This is a genomic window from Streptomyces fulvorobeus (assembly GCF_013167895.1).
Taxonomy (GTDB): domain Bacteria; phylum Actinomycetota; class Actinomycetes; order Streptomycetales; family Streptomycetaceae; genus Streptomyces; species Streptomyces fulvorobeus.
The window spans coordinates 4,917,272-4,932,354 of sequence record NZ_BLWC01000001.1 but is presented as its reverse complement, the minus strand read 5'-3'; the positions used below and the strand labels follow the sequence as shown (position 1 = coordinate 4,932,354).

Annotated in this window: 14 protein-coding genes and 2 pseudogenes; 5 read left to right on the top strand and 11 right to left on the bottom strand. The window is 71.7% G+C overall.

Annotation, left to right across the window (positions count from 1 at the left end; genetic code table 11):
• Nucleotides 1-10: 10 nt before the first annotated feature.
• The 3 genes from Sfulv_RS22150 to Sfulv_RS22140 all read right to left on the bottom strand — a co-directional run bounded on the left by Sfulv_RS22150 (nucleotide 11) and on the right by Sfulv_RS22140 (nucleotide 2,610).
• On the bottom strand, nucleotides 11-307 hold the full coding sequence (locus tag Sfulv_RS22150) for a DUF4193 domain-containing protein (RefSeq protein ID WP_030577297.1): 297 nt from the start codon (nucleotides 305-307) through the stop codon (nucleotides 11-13).
• Between the two features lie 406 nt (nucleotides 308-713).
• Nucleotides 714-1,949, bottom strand: a complete 1,236-nt coding sequence (locus Sfulv_RS22145) for a sensor histidine kinase (RefSeq protein WP_173316294.1) — start codon at nucleotides 1,947-1,949, stop codon at nucleotides 714-716.
• Between the two features lie 7 nt (nucleotides 1,950-1,956).
• On the bottom strand, nucleotides 1,957-2,610 hold the full coding sequence (locus Sfulv_RS22140) for a response regulator transcription factor (RefSeq protein ID WP_173316293.1): 654 nt from the start codon (nucleotides 2,608-2,610) through the stop codon (nucleotides 1,957-1,959).
• A 377-nt stretch (nucleotides 2,611-2,987) separates the two neighbouring features.
• On the opposite strand from Sfulv_RS22140, the gene Sfulv_RS22135 reads away from it, so the two are divergent.
• Nucleotides 2,988-3,161 carry a hypothetical protein gene (locus Sfulv_RS22135; protein WP_173316292.1) on the top strand — a complete coding sequence of 58 codons (174 nt, stop codon included), beginning with the start codon at nucleotides 2,988-2,990 and terminating at the stop codon, nucleotides 3,159-3,161.
• Nucleotides 3,162-3,263: 102 nt separating this feature from the next.
• On the opposite strand, the gene Sfulv_RS22130 is transcribed toward Sfulv_RS22135, so the two are convergent.
• Together Sfulv_RS22130 and Sfulv_RS22125 are read right to left on the bottom strand one after the other, a co-directional pair.
• Nucleotides 3,264-4,064, bottom strand: coding sequence for an inositol monophosphatase family protein (locus Sfulv_RS22130; RefSeq protein WP_173316291.1), 801 nt, complete (start codon nucleotides 4,062-4,064; stop codon nucleotides 3,264-3,266).
• 36 nt (nucleotides 4,065-4,100) lie between these two features.
• Nucleotides 4,101-5,228: a ferrochelatase gene (locus Sfulv_RS22125; protein ID WP_173316290.1), complete on the bottom strand. Its 1,128-nt coding sequence runs from the start codon at nucleotides 5,226-5,228 to the stop codon at nucleotides 4,101-4,103.
• 168 nt (nucleotides 5,229-5,396) lie between these two features.
• On the opposite strand from Sfulv_RS22125, the gene Sfulv_RS22120 reads away from it, so the two are divergent.
• Nucleotides 5,397-6,644, top strand: coding sequence for an MFS transporter (locus tag Sfulv_RS22120; RefSeq protein ID WP_173316289.1), 1,248 nt, complete (start codon nucleotides 5,397-5,399; stop codon nucleotides 6,642-6,644).
• Nucleotides 6,601-7,923 carry a D-arabinono-1,4-lactone oxidase gene (locus Sfulv_RS22115; RefSeq protein ID WP_173316288.1) on the top strand — a complete coding sequence of 441 codons (1,323 nt, stop codon included), beginning with the start codon at nucleotides 6,601-6,603 and terminating at the stop codon, nucleotides 7,921-7,923. The genes Sfulv_RS22120 and Sfulv_RS22115 overlap by 44 nt, the downstream gene beginning before the upstream one ends.
• A gap of 59 nt (nucleotides 7,924-7,982) precedes the next feature.
• Here the strand turns inward: Sfulv_RS22115 and Sfulv_RS31730 are convergent, their stop codons facing one another.
• On the bottom strand, nucleotides 7,983-8,129 hold the full coding sequence (locus tag Sfulv_RS31730) for a hypothetical protein (protein WP_256669321.1): 147 nt from the start codon (nucleotides 8,127-8,129) through the stop codon (nucleotides 7,983-7,985).
• A 42-nt stretch (nucleotides 8,130-8,171) separates the two neighbouring features.
• Nucleotides 8,172-8,935: pseudogene (locus Sfulv_RS31545) on the bottom strand (hypothetical protein); the annotation flags it as partial.
• A 492-nt stretch (nucleotides 8,936-9,427) separates the two neighbouring features.
• On the opposite strand from Sfulv_RS31545, the gene sepH reads away from it, so the two are divergent.
• Nucleotides 9,428-10,492 (top strand): septation protein SepH, encoded by a 1,065-nt coding sequence (gene sepH, locus Sfulv_RS22105; RefSeq protein WP_173316287.1) that lies wholly within the window; start codon nucleotides 9,428-9,430, stop codon nucleotides 10,490-10,492.
• 90 nt (nucleotides 10,493-10,582) lie between these two features.
• Here sepH and Sfulv_RS22100 read toward each other — a convergent pair whose 3' ends face one another.
• Entirely contained in the window at nucleotides 10,583-11,413 is an 831-nt protein-coding gene (locus Sfulv_RS22100) for a sulfurtransferase (protein WP_173316286.1), read from the bottom strand.
• A 240-nt stretch (nucleotides 11,414-11,653) separates the two neighbouring features.
• Between Sfulv_RS22100 and Sfulv_RS22095 the strand changes: the two genes are divergently transcribed.
• Nucleotides 11,654-12,430 (top strand): VOC family protein, encoded by a 777-nt coding sequence (locus Sfulv_RS22095; RefSeq protein ID WP_173316285.1) that lies wholly within the window; start codon nucleotides 11,654-11,656, stop codon nucleotides 12,428-12,430.
• Nucleotides 12,431-12,576: 146 nt separating this feature from the next.
• On the opposite strand, the pseudogene Sfulv_RS22090 reads toward Sfulv_RS22095, so the two are convergent.
• The 3 genes and pseudogenes from Sfulv_RS22090 to Sfulv_RS22080 all read right to left on the bottom strand — a co-directional run.
• Nucleotides 12,577-13,221: pseudogene (locus tag Sfulv_RS22090) on the bottom strand (thymidine kinase); the annotation flags it as partial.
• A 69-nt stretch (nucleotides 13,222-13,290) separates the two neighbouring features.
• A complete protein-coding gene (locus Sfulv_RS22085) occupies nucleotides 13,291-14,478 on the bottom strand; it encodes an alkaline phosphatase family protein (protein ID WP_173316284.1) in 1,188 nt (395 codons plus the stop codon).
• Complete coding sequence (locus Sfulv_RS22080) at nucleotides 14,478-15,068, bottom strand: DUF5998 family protein (RefSeq protein ID WP_173316283.1); 591 nt, start codon at nucleotides 15,066-15,068, stop codon at nucleotides 14,478-14,480. The genes Sfulv_RS22085 and Sfulv_RS22080 overlap by 1 nt, the downstream gene beginning before the upstream one ends.
• Nucleotides 15,069-15,083 lie beyond the last annotated feature (15 nt).

The window sequence follows — 15,083 nt, the reverse complement described above, 5'->3', positions numbered from 1 at the left end:
CCGACCCGGCCTAGTCGCAGTCGCGGCAGATCGGCTGGCCGTTCTTCTCGCGGGCCAGCTGGCTCCTGTGGTGCACGAGGAAGCAGCTCATGCAGGTGAACTCGTCGGCCTGCTTGGGCAGGACCCGTACGGCCAGTTCCTCGTTGGACAGGTCCGCGCCGGGCAGCTCCAGTCCTTCGGCCGCGTCGAACTCGTCGACGTCGACGGCCGATGCGGCCTTGTCGCTCCGACGAGCCTTGAGCTCTTCGAGGCTGTCCTGGTCCACATCGTCGTCGGTCTTGCGCGGGGTGTCGTAATCCGTTGCCATGTCGCTCTCCCCCTCTTGGGTATCTGCGGTGTCTCCAGCGCACGTAACGCGTGAGAGGCCGGACTTGTGCCCGGCCTGAGGCGGAGATTTTGCCTCACATCAAGGTCTGTTACTCAATCGACACCCAACCGGGCCCCTCGGGAGAGGTCGGCTTGGGTGGCGATGGGGACCGTACACGGTCCTGATACCGCTGTTCACGGGTGCCACCCCGTGTACTTCCCGTGATACCGACCCCCGGAAACCCGGACGTTTCCCGGCTTTCCGACGGCGACGCGATCACGGAGAGTGGAGGAGCCGGTTTTCGTACCTGTGATCGATCACACACGGACTTACCGGGCACGGGTCCCGAAAATTCCGCTTAAAGCGAACAGCGCGATCCGTTGAACACCTCGCTCCGCGAACCCGCTCAGACGGGCAGAGTGACGCGCATCACAAGACCACCACCCTCGCGGGGCTCCGCGATGATACGGCCTCCGTGCGCCCTGGCGACGGACCGGGCGATCGACAGGCCGAGGCCGACCCCCTTGTCACTGCCCGTCCGCTCGGTACGCAGCCGCCTGAAGGGCTCGAAGAGGTTGTCGATCTCGTACGCGGGCACCACGGGGCCCGTGTTCGAGACGACGAGGAGAGCCTGCCCCGGCTGGAGCCGGGTAGTGACCTGCACCCAGCCGTTTTCGGCCACGTTGTAGCGGACAGCGTTCTGCACGAGGTTCAGCGCGATCCGCTCCAGCAGGACACCGTTGCCCTGGACCAGGGCGGGGGCCCGCTCGCCCCGGATCTCCACGCCCTTCGCCACGGCCTCCGTATGGACCTGGTCGATGGCGCGATCCGCGACCTCGGCCAGGTCCACGGGCTTGCGCTCGATGATCTGGTTGTCGCTGCGGGCCAGCAGCAGGAGCCCTTCCACCAGCTGCTCACTGCGCTCGTTGGTGGCCAGCAGGGTCTTGCCGAGCTGCTGGAGCTCCGTTGGGGCCTCCGGGTCGGAGAGGTGCACCTCCAGCAGGGTGCGGTTGATGGCGAGCGGGGTGCGCAGCTCGTGCGAGGCGTTGCCCACGAACCGCTGCTGGGCCGTGAAGGCACGCTCCAGGCGGTCCAGCATGTCGTCGAAGGTGTCGGCGAGCTCCTTCAGCTCGTCGTCCGGGCCGTCCAGCTCGATCCGGCGGGAGAGATCGGTTCCGGCCACCCTGCGGGCGGTGCGGGTGATCCGGCCCAGCGGGGAGAGCACCCGGCCCGCCATGGCGTAACCGAAGGCGAACGCGATGATGCTCAGGCCCACCAGGGCCAGCAGCGACCGGTTGAGCAGGGTGTCGAGTGCCTGCTTGCGCTGGTGGTTGACGCAGGCGTTCATGGCGGCGTTGAAGGCATCGGGCGTGGCGTTCTTGGGAAGGTCGCAGACCTCGCTGGTGACCTGGCCGGTCACGATCTGGAACGGCAGCTCGCTGCCCACGTGCAGGGCCTGGGCCGCCAGCATGTAGATGATCGAGAGCAGCAGGATGCCCGCGATCAGGAACATGCCTCCGTAGAGCAGCGTGAGGCGTATGCGGATGGTCGGGCGCAGCCAGGGGTACGAGGGCTCCTGCTGTTTGGGCTCCCAGGTCGGCTTGGGAGGCGCTGTCACGGGGGGCGCCGGGGCGGCTGGCACGGCGACCTCAGATCCGGTATCCGGAACCGGGCACCGTGACGATGACGGGCGGTTCGCCGAGCTTGCGGCGCAGGGTCATCACCGTCACGCGCACCACGTTGGTGAACGGGTCGGTGTTCTCGTCCCACGCCTTCTCCAGCAGCTGTTCGGCCGAGACGACCGCACCCTCGCTGCGCATCAGGACCTCCAGCACGGCGAACTCCTTCGGCGCGAGCTGGATCTCCTGCTCGTCCCGGAAGACCTCGCGGCGGTTGGGGTCGAGCTTGATCCCTGCGCGCTCCAGGACCGGCGGCAGCGCGACCGTCGTGCGGCGCCCCAGGGCCCGTACCCGCGCGGTCAGCTCACTGAAGGCGAAGGGCTTGGGCAGGTAGTCGTCCGCGCCGAGCTCCAGCCCTTCCACCCGGTCGCTGACGTCACCGGACGCGGTGAGCATGAGCACCCGGGTGGGCATGCCGAGCTCGACGATCCTGCGGCAGACGTCGTCGCCGTGGACCAGCGGGAGGTCCCGGTCGAGCACCACCACGTCGTAGTCGTTGACCTCGACACGCTCCAGGGCCCCGGCACCGTCGTAGACGACGTCGACGGCCATGGCCTCCCGGCGCAGGCCGGTGGCCACCGCATCGGCGAGCAGCTGCTCGTCCTCGACGACGAGTACGCGCACGGCGCTGTCCTTCCCTAGACACTTCGGATACGTCAGACACCTCGGTTCGCCCGGAAGGCGAACGACCTTGGTCGGGGCCGCACGCCGGCGACCCGACCGTGCGCGTCCATCCTGCCCGCAACGCGCATAAACCGGCGGTAAGACGACCCCGCCCGACTCCGGGTCCCAGGGGAATGCGGTCGATTACCGGGTCAGTTGAGGTTTCTGCCGGATTGGAGCTGGGGAAGACGACTGCACACCCCAGATCACACCCGCATGTGGCCCGCCACTGCCCTGTCCGTCCCCCTGGGGGAAACGTGATCATCCCGCCCTCCGGTCCACGGCCGGAGGGACCCCGGGCACACCCGTGCCACCGACCCACGATGAAGGGGCGCTCCATGGACGCTTTCACCGCAGGTCTGCTGCAACGCATCAGGAGCACCGAGTCCGATCTCACGAGGGCTCGCGAGACAGGTGACGACTTCCTCGCGGACGTCGAGCAGGGCGAGCTGGACGACCTGCGCCGCATCGCGGCCCAGCACGGCGTCGAAGTCAGCGCCACAACCGTCTGAGCCGCTACGAGAGGGCCCCGGCCGCCGGACACGGCAGCCGGGGGCCCTTTTCCTTTACGGTGCGCCCGCACGGGCCGCGAGGGGCTCCGCGCGGGGCCCCGGTCAGTCGTGCCAGGCCCCCAGCTCCTCCAGAAGTGCTTGCAGGGGCTCGAAGACGCCGGGAGTGGCGGCCACGGTCAGTCCCCCGTCGGCGGGCCGTCCGGGACGCCCGCCGGTGAGCGCTCCCGCCTCCCGGGCGATGAGGTCGCCCGCCGCGAGGTCCCACGGGTGCAGGCCGCGCTCGTAGTAGCCGTCGAGACGGCCCGCGGCGACGTCGCACAGGTCGACGGCGGCCGAACCGCCGCGCCGGATGTCACGCAGCCGAGGGATGAGCTGGGCGGCCACGGCGGCCTGGTGGGTGCGGACGTCGGTGACGTAGTTGAAGCCCGTCGACACCAGCGCCTGGTCGAGCGGGGGCGCGGGACGGCAGCGCAGGGCGGCCCCGTTCACGTACGCGCCGCCGCCGAGTACCGCGTGGTACGTCTCGCGGCGCATCGGCGCCTCGACCACGCCCACGATCCGCTCGCCGTCGCGTTCCGCCGCGATGGAGACCGCCCAGGTGGGCAGGTCGTAGAGGTAGTTCACCGTGCCGTCGAGCGGGTCGATGACCCAGCGGATGCCGGTGCTGCTCCCGGTGCTGGCGCCCTCCTCGCCGAGGAACCCGTCTCCGGGCCGGCGCTCGGCGAGGAAGCCGGTGATCAGCTTCTCGGCGGCGATGTCCATCTCGGTGACGACGTCGATGGGGCTGGACTTCGTCGCGGCCACCCCCAGGTCCGCCGGGCGGCCGTCGCGCAGCAGGGCGCCCGCGCGGCGGGCCGCTTCGAGGGCCAGGTCGAGGAGTTCGGTCAGGAAGGGGTCGGTCACAGTGCTCCCAGGAGGATTGCGGTCGGTGCGCGGGCTCTAGGCGTACGGGCTGTCCGCGCCCGCCGCGGCGGGCTTGGGGGTGCGGGCCGGGCAGCAGCCGGCCGGGCACAGGTCGTGGGCCGGGCCGAGCGCGCCGATGGCGCACCGCTCCACCGCCCGTCCCCGCTCGGCCGCCGAGCGTTCCAGCACCAGCTCGCGCACGGCGGCGGCGAACCGGGGGTCGGCGCCGACGGTCGGGGACCTGCGTACGGGCAGTCCGAGTTCGGCGGCCTTGGCGGCGGCCTCGGTGTCGAGGTCGTACAGGACCTCCATGTGGTCCGAGACGAAGCCGATGGGGACCATCACGACCGCGGGGGCGCCCTCGTCGTGGACGGCCTCCAGGTGGTCGCAGATGTCGGGCTCCAGCCACGGGATGTGCGGGGCCCCGCTCCGCGACTGGTAGACGAGCTGCCACGGGTGCTCGACACCGGTCCGCTCGCGTACGGCCTCCACGATCACGCGGGCGACGTCGAGGTGCTGCGCGACGTACGCCCCGCCTTCGCCGTGGGCCTCCTCGGGGCCCGAGGTGTCGGCGGCGGCCGTGGGGATGGAGTGGGTCGTGAATGCGAGGTGCGCGCCCGCCCCGAGCTCCTCGGGGAGACCGGCCAGCGCCGCCAGCACGCCTTCCGTCATGGGCTCGACGAAACCGGGGTGGTTGAAGTAGTGCCGCAGCTTGTCCACGCGCGGCACGGGCAGCCCTTCGGCCGCCAGGACCGAGAGGGCCTCTGCGAGGTTCTCCCGGTACTGCCGGCAGCCCGAGTACGAGGCGTAGGCGCTGGTGGCGAGCACGGCGATACGGCGGTGTCCGGCCCTGACCATCTCGCGCAGGGTGTCGGTGAGGTAGGGCGCCCAGTTGCGGTTGCCCCAGTGGACCGGGAGGTCCAGGCCGTGCTCCGCGAAGTCCTTGCGCAGGGCGTCGAGCAGGGCCCTGTTCTGCCCGTTGATGGGGCTGACGCCGCCGAAGAGGAAGTAGTGCTTGCCGACTTCCCTGAGCCGCTCCTCGGGGATGCCCCGGCCGCGGGTCACGTTCGCCAGGAACGGGACCACGTCGTCCGGGCCCTCGGGGCCCCCGAAGGAGAGCAGCAGCAGGGCGTCGTAGGGAGCGGGATCGCGCAGATCGGACATGCACCCGATCCTGCCACCCGGGTCCGACAGCCCGGCGACCGACATCCGGCATCCGTCCGGGCGCGGGGCGGCGGGGGTGTCCGGCGTGCGCCCGGTGTCGGACGCGCGGTTCCGCCCGTAAGCTGTATCGGCCATCTTCACGCGTGACAGGCTCGACCGGAGTGCCCCTTGCCCAGCCCATACCGCGCCATCTTCGCCGCCCCCGGCTCCAAGGCGTTCTCGACGGCCGGGTTCCTCGGCCGCATGCCGCTGTCCATGATGGGGATCGGCGTCGTCACCATGGTCTCCCAGATCACCGGCCGGTACGGGCTGGCCGGCGCGCTCGCGGCCACCCTGGCGATGGCCGCGGCGGTGTTCGGGCCGCAGATCTCCCGGCTGGTCGACCGCTACGGGCAGCGCAGGGTGCTCCGCCCGGCCACGCTGGTCTCGGTCGCGGCGGTCACGGGGCTGCTCGTCTGCGCCCAGCAGCGATGGCCCGACTGGACCCTCTTCGTCTTCGCGGCGGGCGTCGGCTGCGTACCCAGCGTGGGAGCGATGACCCGGGCCCGCTGGGCCGACATCTACCGCGGCTCGCCCCGCGAACTGCACACCGCGTACGCCTGGGAGTCGATCGTCGACGAGGTGTGCTTCATCTTCGGGCCGATCATCTCGATCGGGCTGTCCACCGCCTGGTTCCCGGAGGCGGGTCCGCTGATCGCCGGGGTGTTCCTCGCGACCGGTGTCTTCTGGCTGACCGCGCAGCGCGCCACCGAACCGGTCCCGCATCCCAAGTCCGCGCAGTCCCGCGGCTCGGCACTGCGCTCCCCCGGGCTCCAGGTCCTGGTGGTCACCTTCGTGGCGACCGGAACGATCTTCGGGGCTGTGGACGTGGCCACCGTGGCCTTCGCCGAGGAGCAGGGCCACAAGGCGGCGGCCAGTCTCGTCCTGGCGGTCTACGCCCTCGGCTCCTGCCTCGCCGGAGCCGTGTTCGGGCTGATGCACCTCAAGGGCAGGCCGTCCACCACCTGGCTGGTCGGGGTCTGTGTGATGGCCGTGAGTATGATCCCCCTCCAACTGGCCGGGAACCTGCCGTTTCTGGCCGTGGCGCTCTTTGTCGCGGGCCTCTCCGTCGCACCGACGATGGTGACCACCATGGCCCTCGTCGAGCAGCACGTACCGCGCGCCGAGCTGACCGAGGGCATGAGCTGGACCGGTACCGGGCTCGCGGTCGGAGTGGCGCTCGGCTCCTCGGCCGCCGGCTGGGTGGTCGACGCGTCCGGAGCGGAGGCGGCGTTCGTGGTGCCCGTCGTGGCGGGAGCGCTCGCGGCCGCTGTGGCGTTCCTGGGGTACCGCCGGCTCTCGAAGCCGGCGCCTACGGGAGGGCGCGGGGAAGATGAGCGACACCTACGCACGGACGACGACGAGCGCGTGGCGTAACTGGGCGGGGAACGTCACGGCCCGGCCGGCACGGGCGGTGACGCCCGCCTCCGTGGACGAGCTCTCCGAGGTGCTGCGCAGGGCGTCCGAGGACGGCCTCAGGGTGAAGCCGATCGGCACGGGACACTCGTTCACGGCGGCCGCCGCCACGGACGGCGTCCTGATACGGCCCGACCTGCTCACCGGCATCCGTGACATCGACCGTACGACGATGACCGTGACGGTCGAGGCCGGCACCCCGCTGAAGCGGCTCAACCTGGCGCTCGCCCGTGAGGGGCTCTCCCTCACCAACATGGGCGACATCATGGAGCAGACGGCCGCCGGGGCGGCCTCGACCGGTACACACGGCACCGGCCGCGACTCGGCGTCCATATCCGCGCAGATCCGCGCCCTCGAACTGGTCACGGCGGACGGCACGGTGCTGCGCTGCTCCGAGGCGGAGAATCCGGATGTCTTCGCCGTCGCCCGCCTGGGGCTCGGCGCGCTCGGCGTGATCAGCGCGATCACCTTCGCCATGGAACCCGTCTTCCTGCTGACGGCCCGTGAGGAGCCGATGACCTTCGACCGGGTCACCTCGGAGTTCGACCGGCTCTTCACCGAGAACGAGCACTTCGAGTTCTACTGGTTCCCGCACACCGGCAACTGCACCACCAAGCGCAACAACCGCAGCGCGGGCCCGGCCGCCCCGCCCGGAAGGGTCGGCGCCTGGGTCGACGACGAGCTGCTGGCGAACGGCGTCTTCCAGGTCGCCTGCTCGCTGGGCCGGGCGGTACCCGCCACCATCCCGTCGATCGCCAGACTCTCCAGCAGGGCCCTGTCGGCCCGTACGTACACCGACATCCCGTACAAGGTCTTCACCAGCCCGCGCCGGGTGCGCTTCATGGAGATGGAGTACGCGCTGCCACGGGAGAGCGCCGTGGAGGCGCTGCGCGAGGTCCGGGCGATGATCGACCGCTCGCCGCTGCGGATCGGCTTCCCGGTGGAGGTCAGGACCGCGCCCGCCGACGACATCCCGCTCTCGACGGCATCGGGCCGTGAGAGCGCCTACATCGCCGTGCATCTCTACCGGGGCACGCCCTACCAGGCGTACTTCACCGCGGTGGAACGGATCATGACCGCTCACGGCGGACGCCCGCACTGGGGGAAGATCCACACCCGGGACGCCGCGTACCTGGCCGGTGTCTACCCGCGGTTCGGTGAGTTCACGACCGTACGGGACCGGCTCGACCCGGACCGGCTCTTCGGCAACGACTACCTGCGCCGGGTGCTGGGCGACTGACGGGAACGGCACCGGGCCGCTTCGGGCCGGTGCCGGGGGCCGCGTGCGTTCCCTGGTGGTCAGCCGGTGGTTCCGGAGTCGTCGGCCGTCCCGTCCGTCCCGACCGGGCCCTCGGACGTGCCCGTCGGATAGGGAGCGGTCGTGGCGTCGCCCTGGGGCCCTGTGGGGGTGGAGGACGGGGTGGTCCCGCCGGAGCCGGAAGGCACGGGGGACGGCTCCGCCGTGGCGCCGTCACCCCCCTCCCGCTCCGGGCCCGGAGCGGTGCTCGCGCCGTCGCCCGGGTCCGCTTCCGGTGCCGAACGGCTGCCGGTCGACGGGTCGGCGTCCTGGCCCGTGCCCTGTTCCTGGCCGGTGCCGCCCGGGGCGCGGGTTCGTCGGGTGCCGGGCCGTGGTCCCCGCCCTGGACGACGGAGCCGAAGGTCGTTCCCCGGCCGCCGCTGAGGTCGTTGCCCGAGACGAGCTCGAACGCGGTGATCCCGAGCATCGCCAGCGCGAAGACGGCGACGGCCGCGAGGATCGGCTTCCTCCAGCCCCGCACCCGCGTGCCGTGCGTGGTGGCGCCGGAGTACGCGTCGTCCGCACCGCCGTCCGCGGGGTCCGCCCGCCCGAGCGGCCGGGTGCGGTCGAGGTCGGGCTCCTGGGTGCGGCCGGGATCGGTGCGCACCGTCCGCAGCACGGTCGTCCTGTCGTCCGCCGGCCGCTGCCGCCCGTACCTCGCAGGTGTGGTCTCCCGCGTCCGCACGGTCACCTGACGGCCCGCCGGGTGCTTCACCTGGACGGTGACCTCGCGGATCTGCTCACCCGTGCGGCGGAAGAAGTGCTGGAAGACGGAGCCTCCGCAGGTGGCGACGACGCTCATCACCCCCGCGCCGAGAATCGTTCCGTACACACCCAGCTGCGAGGCCATGACAGCCGCGGCGACCGCCGCCACCGCACTGCCGGCGACCTGCGGCACACTCAGATCTATGCGCCTTTCCTTGGTTTCTGTGTCACTTTCCGGCTTCTCGACCATTACCTGCCCCTGCTTGACACTCCCACCGTGCAACAGAAGGGACCTCTGGGCGAAGTGAATAGTTCCGCTTCTGGTGATTCTGTGAAGCAGAACACGCATTGCGTACATATGACCGATCGGTACACGCGTCAACTCCCGCGCCGCGCGAGAACTTCGGCGGCGCGCCGGTCCACCCGCATGGCCCGAATGGAGTACTGTGGCGAGCCCTGGGGCCGGACTCCCGCATGGGTTTCCGCGCTTTACGGGAGGGGGCCGAAGACGGCACTCGAACCGGCGGCGCCGCGGCATCGCACGGCGCCTGCGACGTAGAGTGGCCAAGCGGTCACCTTGTGTCGCGCACAGGTAACCGTGCCACCACGGCGTGCAAGGGCCAAGGCCCGACACGCCGGGTAACTTGGCAAGGTTGTGGCAGGCTGCACCCGGGCAGGCCACACTCGACTAGCGGAAGCAGCGACGCACGTGACGTCGGCAGGCACCACCCGGGAGGTTCCCATGCCCGAACTGCGTGTCGTGGCCGTCTCAAACGACGGCACACGACTGGTGCTCAAAGCTGCGGACAGCACGGAGTACACACTTCCGATCGATGAGCGGCTGCGCGCCGCCGTGCGCAACGACCGCGCCCGGCTCGGCCAGATCGAGATCGAGGTGGAGAGCCACCTCCGCCCCCGCGACATCCAGGCCCGGATACGCGCCGGTGCCTCCGCGGAGGAGGTCGCCCAGTTCGCCGGCATCCCCGTCGACCGGGTACGCCGCTTCGAGGGCCCCGTGCTCGCGGAGCGCGCCTTCATGGCCGAGCGGGCCAGGAAGACTCCCGTGCGCCGTCCCGGCGAGAACGCCGGCCCCCAGCTCGGCGAGGCGGTCCATGAGCGCCTCCTGATGCGGGGCGCCGACAAGGAGACCGTCCAGTGGGACTCGTGGCGCCGCGACGACGGCACCTGGGAAGTGCTGCTGGTCTACCGGGTCGCGGGCGAACCGCACTCGGCGAGCTGGACGTACGACCCGCCCAGGCGGCTCGTCCAGGCCGTGGACGACGAGGCCCGCTCGCTCATCGGCGAGACCGACGACGTCGCCGCGCCCGAGCCCAGCTTCCCCTTCGTGCCCCGGATCGCACGGCTGCCGCGCGACCGGCCGCTCGACCGCGCCCTGGACCGCCAGATGGAACGCCCCGCGCCCCCGCCGCCACCCGAGCCCGATGAGCACATCGGCGTGGTGTCGGCCGGTGAGCGCGACTCGCTGACCAGCCTGCTGGAGGCCGTGCCGAGTTTCCGTGGCGACATGGTCGTACCGGAGCGGCCCGCGCCGCCCGAGCCGCCCGCCATCGAGCCCGCGGTCCAGGAGCCCGATGCGGAGGAGCCGCCCCCGGCCGCGGCTTCGGCGGGAGCGGGTTCCGCTTACGCGGACGTGCTGATGCCGCGTGCGGTGGCCGGCCACCGCGACCGGCTCACCGGGACGACGGACCGCCAGGCCGAGGCGGACGGCGTCCGCCCGGGCCGCCGGGCAGCGGTGCCCAGCTGGGACGAGATCGTGTTCGGTACGCGCCGGAAGAAGCAGGACTGAGCCGGTGACCGCGGCATGACGAGGGCCCGTGCGCGACGGCGTACGGGCCCTTGCCCTGTCCAGCCACGGGAACCGGCCCCGCCCGCCGGGTTACCGGGGGTCCGGGCCCGTCGCGACCGGCCGGGAGGCGTCGGAGGACCACTCGGACCAGGAACCCGCGTACAGGGCCGCCCGGTGTCCCGCGAGCTCCAGCGCCAGCACCTCGTGGGCGCCGGAGACGCCCGAGCCGCAGTACACCCCGACCGCACCCTGGGCCTCATCGGCTCCGAGAGCGGCGAAACGGGCGGCCAGCACGTCGGCCGCCAGGAACCGCCCGTCCTCGCCGACGTTCTCCGTGGTGGGCGCCGAGACGGCGCCCGGGATGTGGCCCCCTACGCGGTCGATCGGCTCCACGTCACCCCGGTAGCGCTCGGCGGCCCGCGCGTCGAGCAGCAGTCCAAAGCGCGCGAGCGCGGCCGCCGCGTCGGCGTCCAGCAGCGGGAGCCCTCCGGGCTCCGGCCGGAAATCGCCCTCGGCCGACGTCGGCGTCACCGTCGACAGTTCACCGGTCCAGGCCGCGAGGCCGCCGTCCAGCACCCTGACATCGGGATGTCCGGTCCAGCGCAGCAGCCACCAGGCGCGCGCCGCCGCCCAGCCCTGACCGCCGTCGTACACCACGACGGGAGCGCTCCGGGAGACTCCGGCGCGGCGCATCACCGCCGCGAAGTCCTCCGGGTCGGGCAGCGGGTGCCGGCCGCCCTTGCCCGCCGGGCCGGCCAGCTCCGCGTCGAGGTCGACGAAGACCGCGCCGGGCAGATGCCCGGCCTCGTAGTCGGGGCGGCCGTGCGGGCCGCCCAGTCGCCAGCGGACGTCGAGGAGCACCGGCGGACGTGGCCCCGCCGACTCGCTCGCACATTCGGATGCGGTGATGATGGGCTTCATACGTGCCATCCTCGCGCAGGATTCGCCCGGCCCACAGCGAGATCGATGCGGATATTCCCGGAGAAATCTGACTCTGTGCGTCGAGAAGCCGCCATGTGGCGGCGCGGCCGGAGCATGTCACGCGTCAGGTGGTGCGAGCATCTGCACGGGCGTACATCACCTCCACCACCCCGGACCGGTGTACGCACCGGTCCTGTCCTTTCGTACGGCCACCCCAACCGTCCGAGGAGAGAGAAGACGATGACCGAGGCTGCGGAGCGGTGCACACCCGGAACGCCGTGCTGGGTAAGCCTGACGGTGCACGGCCTGACGGCCACCCAGGAGTTCTACGCGGCCCTGTTCGGCTGGGAGTTCCGGCAGGGGCCCGACCCGCTCGGGCCGTACGTCCGCGCACTCCTCGACGGCAAGGAGGTCGCGGGGCTCGGGCAGCTCGCCCCCGACCGGCATCTGCCGATCGCCTGGACGACCTATCTCGCCACCGACGACGCCGACCTCACCGCGGAGTCGATCCGCTCCTGCGGAGGCACGGTCGCGGTCGGTCCCCTCGACGCGGGCGAGGCCGGCAGGCTGGCCATCGCCTCCGATCCGGGCGGGGCGGTTTTCGGCCTCTGGCAGGCCGCCTCCCACACCGGTACGGCCGTGGCGGGCGCCCCGGGGACACCGGTCTGGAACGAGCTGGTGACCCGGGAGACCGCGACGGTCGGCAAGTTCTACCAGGCGGTCTTCGGATTCGAGGCGGAGGCGGTCGTCTCCGCCGACTTCGACTACCAGACCCTCCACCTGGAGGGCCGTCCCGTGGCCTCGCTGCACGGCGTGGGGCACGCGCTGCCGCGCGACCGGGGGCCGCACTGGATGACCCACTTCGAGGTCGCCGACACCGACGAGGCCGCGGCCCGGGTGGCCGAGCTGGGCGGGCGCGTCCTCCAGCCCCCGATGGACGGTGCGACGGGCCGGCTTGCGACCGTGTCGGACCCGGAGGGCGCGGTCTTCACGGTCGTACGGTCGACTGCCCGCTGAACGGGGCCGCCGCGCTTCAGCTCCGCCGGGCAGTCAGGTAGTACGGGCCCCTGCGTGCCGGATCATCCGCGATCAGCTGCCGCGCGAGAGAGAGCCGGTTCCGCTGTCCGGCGCGGGTGCGGACAGCTGGACCGGACCGGCTCAGGGGAGTTGACCGGGAGGACGTCCGGGGACAGGGCACCCGCGTGGGCCGCGGCGGAGGTCATGCGGCGGCGGTGGTGCCGGCGGCAGAGCACCTCGTAACCGACCATCTCCGCGGGGCGGTTGACGTCACCGACGACCACCTGCGCGCCTTCGACGACCATCTCCCCGCCCACCGTACGGGCGTTGTGGGTGGCCCGGGCGCCGCACCAGCACAGCGCCTCGACCTGGAGGGCCTCTATGCGGTCGGCCAGCTCGATCAGCCGTTGCGAACCGGGGAAGAGCCTGGTGCGGAAGTCCGTGGTGATCCCGAACGCGAACACGTCCATGCCGAGGTCGTCGACGACCCGGGCCAGCTGGTCGATCTGCTCGGGGGCGAGGAACTGCGCCTCGTCGACGATCACGTAGTCCGCCTTGCCGCCCTGGGAGAGCTGCGCGACCAGGTACGCGTACAGGTCCATGCCCTCCGGCGCCTCCACCGCCTCGGTCACCAGGCCGAGACGGGAGGACAGCTTCCCCGCCCCCGCACGGTCGTCACGGGTGAAGATCACACCCTGCAGACCCCGCGCATCGCGGTTGTGGGCGATCTGGAGCGCCAGTGTGCTCTTTCCGCAGTCCATCGTTCCGGAGAAGAACACAAGCTCGGGCATGAGGGGTCGAGCACCTTTCGGGGCGGGCGTGAAGGGCGAGGGGCAGGACGGACAGGGGCCGGTACGGGGTTACGAGCGTACTTCGAGCAGCGGGACGAGTTGTTCCACGGGGGTCATCGAACCGTGCATGCCCACCATCGCCGACTCGTGCGGCTCCTGCCGGGAAGCGGTGATCACCACGTCGTCGTGGGCTGCCGCGACCACGTCACCGATCCTGCCGTGCACCCGCTCGTCGACCCGAGGGCCGAACCAGCCCGCCGCGATGGCCTCGTCCCGGCTCGCCACCCAGAACTGCTCCCCGAGCACTTCCCTCCAGACGGTCAGCACGTCGGCCTGGGCGCCGGGGACCGCGTACACATGGCGGGCCCTGCCCTCGCCGCCGAGCAGGGCGACCCCCGCGCGCAGCTCCCAGTCCTCGTCGAAGTCGATACGCGACTGTTCGTCGAAGGGAATGTCGATCATTCCGTGGTCGGCGGTGACGTACAGCGCCGAGCGGGGCGGGAGCTGTTCCGCCAGGCGCCGGGCGAGGCCGTCGACGTACATCAGCTGGCCGCGCCAGGCGTCGGAGTCGATGCCGAAGCGGTGCCCCTTGCCGTCGACCTCGCTGTAGTACGTGTAGACCAGCGAGCGGTCGCCCGCGGCCAGCCGTTCGGCGGCGACGTCCATCCGGTCCTCACCGGTGAGCCGGCCGATGAAGGAGCCGCCGCTGAGCGCGACCTTGGTGAGCGGGGTCTGCTCGAAGGTGGGCGCGGACACCTGCGCGGTGCGCACACCCGCCGCGTCGGCGAGCTGGAAGACGGTGGGGTTGGGCTGCCAGACCTTCGGCTCCGTCCACGGGCGCCAGCGCAGCTGGTTCATCAGCTCGCCGGTCTCCGGATTACGGACCGTGTAGCCGGGAAGACCGTGCTCCCCGGGCGGCAGCCCCGTACCGACCGAGGCGAGGGAGGTGGCCGTGGTCGACGGGAAGCCCGCCGTGAGGGGGCGGCCCGTGCCGCCGCGCGAGGAGGGCAGCAGGGAGTGCAGGAAGGGGGCCTCGTCGGGGTGGGCCTTGATCTGCTCCCAGCCGAGCCCGTCGATCAGGAAGACGCAGTTCCGGTCGGCCGGGGCGAGCTCCGGGATCGTCGCCTCGAAACCGGGCACGCCCTGGCCCGCGACGAGCGTCGGCAGCAGGTCCGCGAGCGAACCGCTCCCGTACTCGGGGACGGGTGCGGTGTCGAGAGGCAGCGGAACGGGGTCCTGCCACGCGGGCTGGACCATCAGCGGCCGGTCGCCGCGGCGGTGGCTTCGGAGAGCGCCTGGGCGAAGGCGAGCGTCTCGCGCACGGTCTCCGGGCCGTCGCCCGCCTCGCTGACGCGCAGGCTCAGGTCGTCGGCGGTGGAGCTGCCGGTGTAGCCGTGGTCGGCCTCGCAGTTGGGGTCGCCGCAGGCGGCGGGCTCCAGGTCGATACGGGAGACGGCGCCCCAGCCGATGGTGAGGACGACCTCGCGGGGCAGGGTGCCGGGCACGTACTTCTCCGGGTTGGCCACGACGCGGCTGAGCACCACGGAGGAGATCCGGTCCAGCTTGACCGACTCGGTGGAGGTGGTGGCGAACGGTGTCGGTGAATCCGTGTCCGCGGTCTGCTCGTCGGTGTGGCTGACGATGAAACGGTTGTCCGTCAGGACGAGCACGGTGACATGGCGGCGCACCTCGTTGGAGTCGAAGGTGGTCTCCTGGTGGACCACGTACGAAGCGACCGGCTCCCCGCCGACGGCGGTCTCCACCGCCTCGGCCACGAGGGCCGGGTAGTAGCCGCTGCGCTCGATCGCCGCGCGTAGCCCCTGGGTCGTCGTACCGGTCTTCGCCATACGGACCATCCTACG